The sequence below is a fragment of the Salinivibrio sp. VYel1 genome (assembly GCF_009377945.1).
GTDB classification, from domain to species: Bacteria; Pseudomonadota; Gammaproteobacteria; order Enterobacterales; family Vibrionaceae; genus Salinivibrio; species Salinivibrio siamensis.
The window spans coordinates 36,617-50,286 of record NZ_RSAM01000004.1 but is presented as its reverse complement, the minus strand read 5'-3'; the positions used below and the strand labels follow the sequence as shown (position 1 = coordinate 50,286).

The 13,670-nt window shown below is 48.7% G+C and carries 8 protein-coding genes; 1 reads left to right on the top strand and 7 read right to left on the bottom strand.

The features are described 5' to 3' along the window. Positions 1-4: 4 nt before the first annotated feature. From EHW58_RS05200 to pepN, 3 genes are all read right to left on the bottom strand, one after another. A complete protein-coding gene (locus EHW58_RS05200) occupies positions 5-4,825 on the bottom strand; it encodes an NAD-glutamate dehydrogenase (protein ID WP_046073215.1) in 4,821 nt (1,606 codons plus the stop codon). 203 nt (positions 4,826-5,028) lie between these two features. Continuing rightward, positions 5,029-5,247, bottom strand: a complete 219-nt coding sequence (locus tag EHW58_RS05195; RefSeq protein ID WP_046073214.1) for a DUF2835 domain-containing protein — start codon at positions 5,245-5,247, stop codon at positions 5,029-5,031. Positions 5,248-5,371: 124 nt separating this feature from the next. Continuing rightward, on the bottom strand, positions 5,372-7,981 hold the full coding sequence (gene pepN / locus EHW58_RS05190; protein ID WP_152795152.1) for an aminopeptidase N: 2,610 nt from the start codon (positions 7,979-7,981) through the stop codon (positions 5,372-5,374). Between the two features lie 278 nt (positions 7,982-8,259). Between pepN and pncB the strand changes: the two genes are divergently transcribed. Beyond that, the gene (gene pncB, locus EHW58_RS05185) at positions 8,260-9,432 is read left to right on the top strand and encodes a nicotinate phosphoribosyltransferase (protein ID WP_152795151.1); all 1,173 of its coding nucleotides are present in this window, start codon (positions 8,260-8,262) and stop codon (positions 9,430-9,432) included. 97 nt (positions 9,433-9,529) lie between these two features. Here pncB and EHW58_RS05180 read toward each other — a convergent pair whose 3' ends face one another. The 4 genes from EHW58_RS05180 to EHW58_RS05165 all read right to left on the bottom strand — a co-directional run bounded on the left by EHW58_RS05180 (position 9,530) and on the right by EHW58_RS05165 (position 13,639). Beyond that, on the bottom strand, positions 9,530-10,180 hold the full coding sequence (locus EHW58_RS05180; protein ID WP_152795149.1) for a hypothetical protein: 651 nt from the start codon (positions 10,178-10,180) through the stop codon (positions 9,530-9,532). A gap of 202 nt (positions 10,181-10,382) precedes the next feature. After that, positions 10,383-12,392: a carboxy terminal-processing peptidase gene (gene prc / locus EHW58_RS05175; protein WP_152795147.1), complete on the bottom strand. Its 2,010-nt coding sequence runs from the start codon at positions 12,390-12,392 to the stop codon at positions 10,383-10,385. 17 nt (positions 12,393-12,409) lie between these two features. Beyond that, entirely contained in the window at positions 12,410-13,066 is a 657-nt protein-coding gene (gene proQ, locus EHW58_RS05170) for an RNA chaperone ProQ (protein ID WP_152795145.1), read from the bottom strand. Positions 13,067-13,180: 114 nt separating this feature from the next. Next, on the bottom strand, positions 13,181-13,639 hold the full coding sequence (locus EHW58_RS05165; protein ID WP_046073208.1) for a GAF domain-containing protein: 459 nt from the start codon (positions 13,637-13,639) through the stop codon (positions 13,181-13,183). Between the last annotated feature and the right edge of the window lie 31 nt (positions 13,640-13,670).

Here is a 13,670-nt window from a genome sequence, read left to right as displayed (position 1 = left end):
TAATTCAATTTAAATTTAACAGCGACAATTCGCGTAACGCGACGGAGAACTTGGCAAACTCATGCACTGAGCCCACTTTGAACTCATCAACAATGCTCTGCCAACGCCCGAGAATGACTACGTGCTCATCCATCCACTGGGCTAATCCCGTCTCAGCATCTTGATCGGTTGCCATTTCGGACACGATACGGGCGGTGAGTAATCGTTGCTGCCAATCCAGATCTTCGCGGAAAGACGCACGCGCCAACGCTTGCCAGTGGTTATCCACCGGTTGGTTGTTGATTTGTTTCAAGAACCAGTGCAGTGACAAGCTATCCCCTAGCACATAGTACAAGCGTGCCACCAGCTCGAACGGTTTATTCAGCTGCTCTGACACCTGTGCTAAGTCCAATCCAGAGAACACGCTGGTTAGACGACAGACTCTATTCGCCAGTGCATCCGGCACCCCAGCTTGTCGTAGCGTCTCCGCTTGTTGATCATGCTCTTTGATTTCACTCTCAACCAGATAGTCATCCAAGTGCTCGACCAAGTTTTGCAGCGCCGGACGATAAAAGGCCACTTGTGCCTCGATACTTTCCCCTTTGCGTTTGTTACGTAGCATCCATCGGGTTGCTCGGCGTAGCATCCGGCGACAACGGAACAAGATATCGTATTGCACCTTGGCGCTGACCTGATTATCTAGCGCTCGCACATCGTCAAACAGTTGTTCAAAACCAAACACATCACGGGCAATCGCATACGATTTGGCAATATCACTGACACTTGCTCCCGTTTCATCTTGCATACGCGTAATGAAATTGAAGCCCATGTCGTTCGACATCTGGTTCGCCAAGGCGGTAGCAATGATCTCGCCTCTCAATGGATGGGATTCCATTTCTTTGCGATAGTGACGCTGTAACTCTTTCGGGAAATAACTGGGGAGTAGCTGGCCAAAGTGTGCATCTTGCGTCACTTCATCAACCACCAGTTGCTCTTTGAGCACCATTTTCCCGTACGCCACCAGCACAGCAATTTCTGGGCGAGTTAGGCCCGTGCCACGTAAGTTACGCTCAGACAAGGTCTCATCATCCGGCAAATATTCAAGAGCACGATCCAGCTTGCCCTCTTTTTCAAGATAATGAATAAAGCGGATCTGCTCTTTTAATAACGCCGCTTGCTGATTGTGGGTTACGGAAATTGACTCGCTCTGACTGTACGCATCTTCAAGCACAATATCAGACACTTCATCTTCCATCCGCTCCAAAAGCTCGTTGCGTTTTTTCATGGTCAAGTCACCGGCAGCGACCAGCCCATTGAGCAAGATCTTGATATTAACTTCGTTATCTGAGCAATCTACCCCGCCGACATTGTCAATGAAGTCGGTATTGACGCGGCCACCTTTGAGCGCATACTCAATACGCCCCAGTTGTGTCATCCCTAAGTTACCGCCTTCACCGATAATGCGCGCACCGACTTCATTGCCGTTAACACGTAACCCATCATTGGCGCGATCGCCAACAGAGGTATGGGTTTCATCGGACGATTTAACATAGGTGCCAATCCCACCATTCCATAGCAGATCGACTTTGGCTTTTAAGATCTGTTTGATCAGATCGTTCGGCGCCATCGATTGCTTGCGTGTACCAAGCAGTTTTTGTATTTCTGGCGTTAAGTTAATCGACTTCGCTCGACGGGAGAATATCCCCCCGCCTTTGGAAATCAACTCGCTGTCATAATCTTCCCAACTTGAGCGCGGCAGGTTGAAAAGGCGTTGGCGCTCTTTCCAGCTTTTCGCGGCATCAGGTTCAGGGTCAATGAAGATATGCATGTGGTTAAAGGCTGCCACTAAGCGAATATGTTTAGAGAGCAACATGCCATTACCAAACACGTCGCCTCCCATATCGCCAATCCCCACACAGGTAAAGTCTGTGGTTTGACAATTGATATCCACTTCGCGGAAATGACGCTTCACCGATTCCCAAGCACCCGCTGCGGTGATCCCCATTTTTTTGTGGTCATAACCGTTGGAGCCACCAGACGCGAAAGCATCGCCCAGCCAGAAGTTATATTGCGCTGAGACACTGTTAGCAAGGTCGGAGAAGGTCGCGGTACCTTTATCTGCAGCCACCACGAGATAGGCATCATCTTCGTCATGACGCACAACGTGTTGCGGCGGTGTCAGGGTGCCTTCCACGATATTATCGGTAATATCGAGCAACCCTTGGATGAAGATCCGATAGCAGCGCTTCCCTTCTGCAAAAATTGCATCTCGGCCCGAGAGCTGGTGCTGTCGCTTGCATACAAACCCACCTTTGGCTCCGACGGGCACAATCACCGTGTTTTTCACTTGCTGCGCTTTAACCAGCCCCAGCACTTCGGTGCGGAAGTCTTCTTGCCGATCGGACCACCGCAAGCCACCACGTGCGACTTTGCCGCCGCGTAAATGCACCCCTTCTACATCCGGTGAATACACGAAGATCTCGAACGCCGGAACAGGTTTAGGCATATCCGGGATCTCAGAGGCCTCGAGTTTTAACGACAAGTAAGGCTTGTCTTGGCCATTGTCCGGATCTTTTTGGAAAAAGTTCGTTCGCGTGGTCGCCAACATGATTTCCATGTAGCGGCGAATAATACGGTCATCATCAAGACTCTCGACATTATCGAGGGCTTCTTCGATATCATTGATGATAATGTCTTGTGCCCGCTTCGTTTGTTTACCAACCGGGTCAAAACGCGTATTGAATAGTTTTACCAAGAAACTGGCAAGTTGAGAGTGTGACGCTAGCGTCTCTTCAATATAGGCCTGGCTAAATGGAAAGCCAATTTGACGCATATAACGCGCATACGCACGTAAAATCGTCACTTCACGCCCCGACAAACCGGCATTAAGCACCAGGCGGTTGAAGCCATCGTTATCCAGACGGCCATGCCAGATATCCGCAAAGGCATGCTGAAAACGATCCCGGGCATTACCAAGATCAAACGCCGATCCAGCACTGTGCAACATCGAAAAGTCGAGGATCCAGTATACATCCCCTTGACTGGTTTCTACTTCATAAGGTGATTCACCAATCACGCGTAAGCCAAGGTTTTCTAGCATTGGCATCACATCAGACAAGTGAATAGGTTCGCCTTTTTGGAAGAGTTTCAGGCTGATCGCGTTCGATTGATGGCTTACCTCTTGGGGGCGATAAAGCAGCATATCGAGCTTGTTATCATCACTGAGTCCCTCAAGGCGCTCAATATCCGCCACCGCTGATCCAGGCAGCATGGCCTCTTTGTACGAACGTGGAAACGCCCGCAGGTAACGCTTGGCGATCGGTGTGCCTCGGTTTTCACCAAAGTTTGCGATCACAGCCTCTTGCAGACGATCGTCCCAAGACGAAGCCGCTTCTGTTAGATTGTGTTCGATCTTCTTCACATCAATATCGAAATTGTTGTTTTCTACTCGGACGATATAGTGCGTCCGCGCCAAGGGGCTTTCCGAGAAGAAAGTGGTAAATTCTACCGTCTGATCAGAGCCAAAGTACTGCTGAAGAATACGTTGGGTTTGACGACGGAACTCGGTGTTATAGCGCTCACGGGTGATATACACCATGCACGAGAAAAACCGCCCGAATGGATCGCGACGAACAAACACGCGCAGCATGTCACGATCTTGCATTTGCACCACGCCCATGCCAACGTCGCGCATTTCTTCTTCGGTCGCCTGAAAAAGCTCATCACGGGGATAGTTTTCCAAAATATTCGCCAGTGCTTTCCACGAGTGTGATTCACGATAAAAGCCACTGTTATCAAGAATGCGACGCACTTTGTTACGCAAGACGGGAATACTGGCGGTGGATTGGTTATACGCTGAAGATGCATAAAGACCGGTGAAACGGTGCTCACCAATCACATTGCCATCTTGATCAAATTTTTTGATCCCGATGTAATCCACATAAGCCGGACGATGAACACGAGATTTGGCATTGCTTTTCGTCAACACCAGTAATTCTTTTTTCAGCGCCTCGGCGCGCGCTGACTCTGGCATGTCTGATAGGCTAAGGACGGCGGGCGATTTATGCTTTTTGGCTAAGCCGAGTGCATTGCAATCTGCGCTAGCACGAAGCTCGTAATCCCCTTCCACCGCGACTAAGTCAAAACACTTATACCCCATAAAGGTAAAGTTGTTATCGGTAATCCAGCTCAAAAACTCGATCGCTTCTTGGCGACGTTCATCATCAATGGGTAACGGTGTATCTTTCAGCTCCGATACCAGCGCAAGCATTTGCTCACGCATCGGCTTCCAGTCGTTTACCACCATCACCACATCCATCAAGGTTTCAGACAATTCCGCCTCTAATGCAGCCATCTCTGACTCATCGGACATTTTGTCGATTTCGATGTGGAACGTACTTTGGAACTGCCCGTTGTCACCGCCAATCGCAATCACGTTACCCTGATCATTTTTTTGTGATTTTATCGGGGTATTAAGCATTAGGTGGGTCGTGATCCCCAAACGGTTGAGGGCCATGCGCACCGAGTCGACCAGGAAGGGGGCATCTGGTGCTAAGATCTCGACAATGGTGTGGGTGGACTGCCAGCCATTACCACTTAGGCTCGGGTTAAAGACTTTTACAAACACTTTGTCTTGTTCGAAGGTGTTTAGATGGTGCCACAAACTCATCACAGCACCATAAAGATCTGACTCATTGCGTTCCTGCAAGTCATCATCAGAGATTTGACCCAATATCCTTTTGGCTAATGCATCGACAAGTGGTTGTTGAGTATCATCCAGTTTATCGGCAATCAGCTGATAAACCTTCTCAAGTAACACAGGTACTATAGGGTCACGCGAGGTCATTCTGGAGCTCCGTTGTCCTTTTTAGAACATTATCGTTGTGAGTATTCAGAGGTAAACATTGCGTTAACAAACGCACTGTCTAGTGTAAGGCTTGGCAGGTAAAAACGTTATAGGTAAACGGCTGGATTTACGCGAATTTCGCCAGAATGTGACTGGTGTGGCTATTTAAACAGAAGAATTGGCGAGGCATCACTCGCGCCCCACTAGGCAACCCGCATTAGCGACTGGAACTTATGGTTGGCGTCGGTCACCAGTTTAAAACGCCCGCGTATACCAAGTTGCGATAGGAAAGGACGAAAACGCGAAGCCGGGATCTGAAGACGCAGACCCTGATCGGTCGTCACCACCACATTGGCCGCGGCACCACTGTAGTAGTGTTGATACTCTGAGTAAGCAATGTAAACGTTAAAATAGTACTCCATCTCTTCCGCTCAACCTATCACCGTGACACCGCAAACCAATCAACCACCGAAAACAAAAAGCCGCCCAAGGTGGACGGCTTTTCACACTTGTTAACGCTTGGCTGATTTTATCCCAAATCGTTTCTTACTGCTCAAGTGTTTTTTCTACTTTTTCATAGAGATCCGCAGCTAAGTTATCCATATCTGCCAACTCTTGCAGTACCTGTCGCATTTGCTGCTGGCGATGGTGATCGTAATAGGCCAGCTTGAGCATAGGATCAATCAATCGTGATGCCACCTGTGGATTCGACTGATTCAAGGTCACCAAGATCTCTTTTAAAAAGCGGTAGCCGCTACCATCTTGGGCATGAAAACGCGCCGGATTACGATTACAAAATGCCCCGACCAAACTGCGTACACGGTTGGGGTTTTTGAGCGTAAAGGCAGGGTGCGCCATCTGTGCTTTCACCTGCTCTAAGGCAGTCTCGGAAGGGTTCGCACCTTGGAGCATGAACCATTTGTCCATCACCAGTCCATCATGCTGCCATTTATCACTGAAATCTTTCATCAGTGGTTCACGACACGGTAATTGCGCATTGTTAGCGGCATTCAATGCTGCCATGGTGTCAGTCATATTGTTCGCGGCTTGGTAATGACGCTCTACATGCGTGTTGCCGTTTTCCGTGTGCGCGAGATAGCTCAAACAGGCATTACGTAAAGCGCGTTCACCGATCGCTTTGTGGGTGATCTGATATTCAGGTTGCGCATACTGCCGGTATACCGCGTCAAACTCATCAACCATATGATCGGCAAATTGTTGCTTGAACGCCGCCATGACTTGATGAATCGCATCAACGTCGACAATATCAAACCAGCCAGCCACTTCCGTCTCGGTCGGTAAGTTGATCACTTCCGCAATCAATGCCGGATCCGTGTTGTCGCTGAGCAATACGCCACGAAATGCATCAATCACTGACAAGGGCACATCAATAGGCTGTTCGTTTTGTACCCGTGCGACGTTCTCCTTAATATGCTTAGCCAGTAGACTCTGACCCGCATCCCACCGCGCGAAATCATTGCGCGCATGTTGCAGTAAGAATGCCAATTCATCGTCTTGATAGTCATGCTCAAGCTTCACTGGCGCGGAGAACTCCCTGAGCAGGGAAAGCACAGGTTGCTCATCCACCCCATCGAAAATAAAGGTCTGCTCAGCATCTGTCACCGCCAGGACGTTTGAGACCGACTCACCGTGACGTTGTAACTCAATCACACTGCCGTCGCGACGATAGAGTGCAATATCCAGTGGAATATATAGCGGCAACTTCTCTTGCTGATCCGCTGTTGGCGGCGTGTGCTGCGTGACATGTAACGCCAACTGTTTGCTATCGGGGTCATAGGTCGATGATACATTCAACACCGGCGTCCCAGATTGGCTGTACCAACGGCGGAACTGAGTCAGATCGACCCCAGACGCATCTTCCATTGCTTGAACAAAATCATCACAAGTGGCTGCTGTACCGTCATGACGTTCAAAGTAGAGTTTGACCCCTTTTTGAAACCCGGTTTCACCCAAAATGGTATGCATCATACGAATAACTTCACTGCCCTTTTCATACACCGTCAGGGTGTAAAAGTTATTCATTTCGATCACTTTTTCTGGCCGGATCGGATGAGACATAGGGCTGGCATCTTCAGCAAACTGGGGGCCACGCATAATACGCGCATTGCTGATACGGTTGACAGAGCGCGAGCCTAAGTCGGAGGAGAACTCTTGATCACGAAAAACAGTTAACCCTTCTTTCAGGCTAAGTTGGAACCAATCACGGCATGTCACTCGGTTCCCCGTCCAGTTATGGAAGTACTCATGCCCAATGACCGCTTCGATACCGAGATAATCGGTGTCGGTGGCGGTTTCGGCGTTTGCCAATACATACTTGGAGTTAAAGATGTTTAAGCCTTTATTCTCCATGGCACCCATGTTGAAGAAGTCAACGGCGACGATCATGTAAATATCTAGATCATATTCAAGATCAAACCGCTCTTCATCCCATTTCATTGCGTTCTTCAGTGAAGTCATCGCATGATCGGCACGATCTAAATTCCCTTTATGAACAAAGATTTCCAGTGCCACATCACGTCCAGAGCGGGTCACAAACGTATCACGTAACACATCAAAATCGCCGCCGACCAGTGCAAATAGGTAACTGGGTTTCGCGTACGGGTCATGCCATTCTACCCAGTGGCGGCCACCTTCCAACTCACCCGACGCAATCTTATTGCCGTTACTGAGTAAGTATGGGTATGTAGATTTATCCGCAATCACCTTGGTGGTAAAGCGAGCTAACACATCGGGACGGTCGAGATAATAAGTGATCCGGCGAAATCCTTCCGCCTCACACTGAGTACAATAAGCCCCGCCCGAAATATATAGCCCCTCGAGAGCGGTATTGTTTTCAGGATCGAGCTGAGTTTGGATGGTTAAAGTAAATGCGGCTGGGACGTCTCGGACAATCAATTTGCCCGCCTCTTCACTATAGGCTGTCCAGGGGTCGCCGTTGATATCTAGGCGCACTAACGTGAGCGCGTCCCCGTCTAACACCAGATCGGTGGCGTGATCATTCAGGCGTTTCACCTGGCTAACCGCCGTGACTAGGGTGTTGTTCGGATCAAGATCAAATTCAAGGTTGATATCCGTAATGGTAAAGTCCGGTGCACGGTAATCATCACGGTATTTGGCGGTGGGTTGTTGAGACATGTCGTTTCCTTTTTATCGAGTGTACCTCAGCCAACGAACTGTATTCATTCGCCCAAGGGCGATTTTGCATGCCATACCATACCGCGGCTCGGCATTAATGACTATAGATTTAACAGTTTGTTATCAAATGTTTGCGTTTACATTCAATAAGCGCAGTATAATGTCAACGCAGCCTGCCAATCCCGACTGAAATATAATGTGACGACGGTTAAATTTTCTAAAAATTGCGGTACTATGACGCTCATTTCGTTTTGTAACCCGTAAGGCGTTCACCACGCATGCACAATCCGATCATTACATCACTCTTGGATACTGATGCTTATAAAATCAACATGCAGCAGGCCGTATTTCATCATTATCCTGATGTCCATGTTACCGCTGACTTTTACTGCCGCAGTGATGAAGACCTCTCCTACTTATGTGAACAGGTGGTGGATCATGTCCACCATCTCGCGACATTACGGTTTCGTGAAGACGAGCTCAGCTATCTGGACTCACTAGGTCTGTATCAAGCAGACTTTCTCGCCTTTTTGTCAGGTTTTCAATTCGATCCTGACCAAGTCACTGTCGGTGTCGAAGACGGTCAATTGGCAATTCATATCGCCGGCCCTTGGCAAGAGGTGATTCTATGGGAAGTGCCGCTACTGGCAATTATTTGTGAGCTGAGAAACCGCGCTTGTTATGCTCAACTAAGTATCGATGACGCGATTGCACGTCTGGACGATAAGTTAGCCCACCTCCCTAAAGAGGGGTTTGCCGATGGGTTCCAGCTCGTTGACTTTGGCACGCGGCGGCGTTTTTCTCGTGAGGTCCATCAGGCGATAGTGACACGTCTGCACGCGGTCTATCCGCCTTTAAAAGGCACCTCTAACGTATGGCTAGCCAAACAGTTAGGGCTTGTGCCTGTCGGCACCCAAGCGCATGAGTGGTTTCAAGCCCATCAGCAGCTTGCAGGTCAGCTCGCTGACTCCCAGCAGCTTGCGTTACAAATGTGGTTGCAAGAGTATCCCGATAGCCTAGGGATAGCGTTAACCGACTGTATCAACATGGATGCCTTTTTACAGGACTTTGATCGTTCGCTCTGTCACGCCTTTAGCGGATTGCGTCATGACAGTGGTGACCCGATTGCATGGGGTGAGAAGGCGATCGCGCATTATCGGTATCATGGTATTGACCCCAAAGATAAGACACTTGTCTTTTCCGATAGCCTCACGCTGGCGAAAGCCGTGCACATCTATCAATACTTTGCCGACAAAGCTACGACCTCATTCGGTATTGGCACGCAGCTAACCTGTGATCTCCCTAATGTGAAAACCCTCAATGTGGTGATCAAATTAACCAGCTGCCAAGGGAAACCTGTTGCCAAAATTTCTGATGAGCCTAACAAAGCGATTTGTAAAGATGAAGCGCACCTCTCTGCACTAAAAGCCGCGTTCAAGTTGTCAGACTAAACGCTTCCCCAATAGAAAAGGGCCAGTTTATTTATCACCGGCCCTTTTCATCAATGTTTTATTGATGAGTTTTTATGATAACACGCTCTGTCATTGCTCACCGTTGCCGTTGTAACACCGCCTCCATACCAAACACCTCATTGGTCAAGCGCAAGGTATCTGAGACAAGTTGGTACTGGGATGAATGGCGTCCTTCTTCATAAATAAGCATCAGGTTGTCACCTTCCACCAAGTAAACGCCTCGGTGAGTAATTGAACGGCCGTTGTTGCCGCGAACTTGCATCGCAAAAAGAAAGTCTGGGCGAAGCTTCAGCGAGACACCATCCACCTCTTCACTCACATCTTCCCCTTCTATGCTGTTTGAACGCCACACCCCGGAGAGATCGTCAGGTAGCAGTTTAGTAAACACGGCTCCCTGAAGCTGCAATTGATTATGATTTAACTGGTAGGCATGCACTTGATCCGCCCCCTGCCCATCGTACAACCGCAATGCTTGATGATTCACCGCATAACTGCCTGCAGCCGTCTCGAGCTGCCCATCACGACGTAGCATATCAATACGGAACTCATAGTGAGAGTTAAACGAAAGATTAATCGCTTTATACGGATGGCTCGCCTCTGACTCTTCCTCAGCACTAAACCAATACCATTGACCAAGCAGTAACGGGACATCAAATCGTGCTAAATCGTCACCGCGCACTGGCAAGGCCATCACTAAGGCCAGAAAAACACCCAATAAGCAACGCATACCTTCCCCCTCATTGGCAGTGATGCCTTAACGATAAGGTTAGACTGACTTATCAGTTTTATGCAGTTTTTTGAGCAAGATCTCGTTTCATGTAGGTTGAATCCGCCTAGTCGTCACCATAACGTCATAAAAAAAGCCTAGGCGAATTGCCTAGGCTTGGGGGTGCGCTAACGTGCTAAAAGACCGTATGCCGACCTGACATTTAACGGTTGGCTGAAAGAAGGTTAGCCAAATCTTTTGTGATGCTCGCGGCTTCATCTAAGTATGCATCTGGCTCTTCATAGTCTTTAGGCACATCATCGAGCGTTTTGAAGGGCGGTTCACCCAACGCCTTCTGACGTACATTTAATCGCGCCAAGCGTTCTTGATCTTCTCGCTCCATTTCCTTGCGCCGTGCGTCTTCATTCAAGGAGATTGTGTTTTTATCTTTCTCTTCTTGATAGCGCGCAATGTCTTGGCGGATGAAATCAAACTCTCGATCATCTTTGATCCGCGCTTTGTGCTTTTCACTTATCGTATTAAGCACCGAATCAGGCAAGGATCTAGGCTGATAATCCGCTTTCTCAATTCGATCCCATGGCAAGGCATTTTCTTCCACACTCTCACCTGTTTCATCCGGTGAAACGGGAGAAGGGAAGACAATATCTGGCACCACACCCTTATTTTGGGTACTGCCACCGCTAATCCGATAAAACTTTTGGATCGTGTACTGCACATAACCTAACGGCTTATCAAATAAATCGTAGATATGATTCAAAGAGCGGTGCTGCTGTACGGTCCCTTTACCAAAAGATTGTTCGCCAATCACCACCGCACGCTCATAATCTTGCATGGCGGCCGCGAAAATCTCCGAAGCGGAGGCACTGTAGCGATTAATCAACACCGTCATCGGGCCATCATAGAAACGTTTACCGTCCGTATCACTGTTGACTTTCACTCGCCCATAGCTGTCTCTGACTTGTACAATGGGGCCTTGGTCAATAAACAACCCACTGAGCGCGGTTGCTTCACTCAGTGCCCCCCCTCCGTTATTTCGCAAGTCCACGACGATACCGCTAATGCCCTTTTCTTTCAGACTCGCGATCTCTTTTTTGGTGTCATCGGCCAGCCCAACATAGAATCCGGGGACCGTCAGTACGCCAACTTTTTCGTCACCGCGCTCAATCACTTCAGATTTTACTGCGCGATCTTCCAAACGAATCTTGTCACGGGTTAGCGTGACATTGTAACTTTTGGCATTTGCCCCTTCGGGCAAGATTTTCAGTTTAACTTCACTGCCTTTCGGGCCTTTAATCAGCTCGACCACATCGTCAAGTCGCCAGCCAATCACATCGACAATCGCTTCGTCTTCTTGGCCCACACCAATAATTCGATCACCGGGTGACAACTGTTTGGACTTGGATGCAGGGCCACCCGCAACGAGAGAACGAATCACTGTGTATTCATTTTTTATCTGCAATACCGCCCCTATCCCTTCGAGGGATAAATTCATTTCCGACTGGAATTGCTCAGCATTGCGTGGTGATAGGTAGCTAGTATGTGGGTCAACTTCACGCGCGAAGGCGTTCATGTAGACCTGGAACACATCTTCGCTATGGCTTTGCGTTAAACGCTTTAACGCGCTGTTATAACGCTTGCCCAAAGTCTCTCGGATTTCTTCATCCTCTTTCCCCGTTAAGCGCAGGTTCAAGGCATCATTTTTTACCCGCTTGTCCCAGATAGCATCCAGTTCAGCCTCGTTAGCCGCCCATGGCAGCTCAGTACGATCCAGCACCATGCTTTCGTCAGCAGAGAAATCAAAGGGTTTATCCAACACGTGCAGCGCGTACTGATAACGCTCAAAGCGTTTTTTCAGCACACGGTTGTAAATCGCATAGGCCGCTTGTGTCTCACCTTCTTTGAGCTGATCATCTAAACGCGTTTTCCAACGAGATAGACGTTCGACATCATCTTGGGTTAAAAACACACGATTATAATCCAGTGTTTCCAAGTAACGATCAAAAATCGCCGCCGAGAAGGCATCGTCGAGCGCGAACTGCTTATAGTGGGATCGAGTGAAACGAGAAGTTACACGCTTGGAAGCGGTTTCGTGTTGGGGTTCAGCGGACAGTGAAGGTAGTTCACTGAGTTGAAAATTGGCTTCTACGGCCTGGGCAGAGGCTGCCAGCATCAAGCTGGCAGCGATAGCCGAAACGCGGCGTCGACAAAACATGCGTCGAGGAGTCTCCTTTAGGCGCTGAGGTGCTCCGCTTTTACTAACATGGTTAACCCGTTAGTCAGGCGAACACGCACCTCATCCTTATTAATTTCAACAATGGTCGCTGGCAGATTACCGTTGCCCATGTTCACATTCACGTCTTTACCTACGACAACATCGTTGGCGTTGAGTTCGCGACGTGGCTCACTCTCTTTCTTAGTCATTTTAGCGGGCTTTGGTTTACTCGTACGGCCTTTCGCTGATTGCGCGGCCGCCTTCTTGCCTTTTGGTGCAGTCTTATCCGCACTTTTCGCCTGGCCTTCTGACTTTTTCGCTTGTTGCTGCTTACGACGCTCTGCCGCACGCGCTTTGCTTTCTGACAAGGTCTGCGCAGCATGGTCGATATGCTCTTGCTCAAGCTCGCCACACGCATTGCCATCAAGGTCAACACGTGACGCCCCTGGTTTCACGCTGTGCAGATAACGCCAGGAAGACGTGTACTGACGAAGCGCGGCGCGCAATTGGGTCTTGCTTACCTTGGGATCGCCTTCAAGACGTGTCGCAAGATCTTGAAAAATACCAATTTTTAATGGCTTGGCTTCGCCTTCAACAGTAAAACATTTAGGGAAACGTTCAGCAATGTAGGCAATGACTTCTTTGCTGTTCGCGAGCTTTTCAGTATTTTCCATGTTTTTTCCTGGCCTGCTGCGAGAAACCACAGCAGCGTATCTACGTGTATTTAAGTATGAAAGTGGTGCGTATTATAGATACCTGATATGAAAAAACTACCAAGATTGGCGAAATCACAAGTGTTTTTGCATTTCTTTGACCAAGGTAGCGAGTCCATGTTCATCTTCTTGGTCAAAGCGACCGATACTTGGACTATCAATATCCAGTACTGCCTGCAATTGATTATTGACCCGAACAGGCACCACAATTTCCGAGTTACTCGCCGCATCACACGCAATATGTCCTTCAAAGGCGTGCACATCTTCTACTCGCATTACGGTATCTTGACGATAGGCGGCCCCACATACCCCTTTATCATAGGGGATGCGTACACAGGCTGGTTGACCTTGAAACGGGCCAAGGACTAACTCTTCTCCCTCGTCGAGATAGAAACCCACCCAGTTAATATCTTCAAGCTGGCTATTGAGTAACGCACTTATATTGGCCAGTTTTGCAATAAGGTTGGGTTCCCCTTCGCACAACGCAACCGCTTGTTGGGTTAACAAGCGGTAAAAATCAGCTTTGTTTTCCATAAATCACTGCATCTCAAACAACAAGACCATT

What these genes read in the sequence shown, in the direction of transcription:
- EHW58_RS05200 (WP_046073215.1), bottom strand. Translation starts at nt 4,825, where the DNA reads ATGACCTCGCGTGACCCTATAGTACCTGTGTTACTTGAGAAGGTTTAT.
- EHW58_RS05195 (WP_046073214.1), bottom strand. Translation starts at nt 5,247, where the DNA reads ATGGAGTACTATTTTAACGTTTACATTGCTTACTCAGAGTATCAACAC.
- pepN (WP_152795152.1), bottom strand. Translation starts at nt 7,981, where the DNA reads ATGTCTCAACAACCCACCGCCAAATACCGTGATGATTACCGTGCACCG.
- pncB (WP_152795151.1), top strand. Translation starts at nt 8,260, where the DNA reads ATGCACAATCCGATCATTACATCACTCTTGGATACTGATGCTTATAAA.
- EHW58_RS05180 (WP_152795149.1), bottom strand. Translation starts at nt 10,180, where the DNA reads ATGCGTTGCTTATTGGGTGTTTTTCTGGCCTTAGTGATGGCCTTGCCA.
- prc (WP_152795147.1), bottom strand. Translation starts at nt 12,392, where the DNA reads ATGTTTTGTCGACGCCGCGTTTCGGCTATCGCTGCCAGCTTGATGCTG.
- proQ (WP_152795145.1), bottom strand. Translation starts at nt 13,066, where the DNA reads ATGGAAAATACTGAAAAGCTCGCGAACAGCAAAGAAGTCATTGCCTAC.
- EHW58_RS05165 (WP_046073208.1), bottom strand. Translation starts at nt 13,639, where the DNA reads ATGGAAAACAAAGCTGATTTTTACCGCTTGTTAACCCAACAAGCGGTT.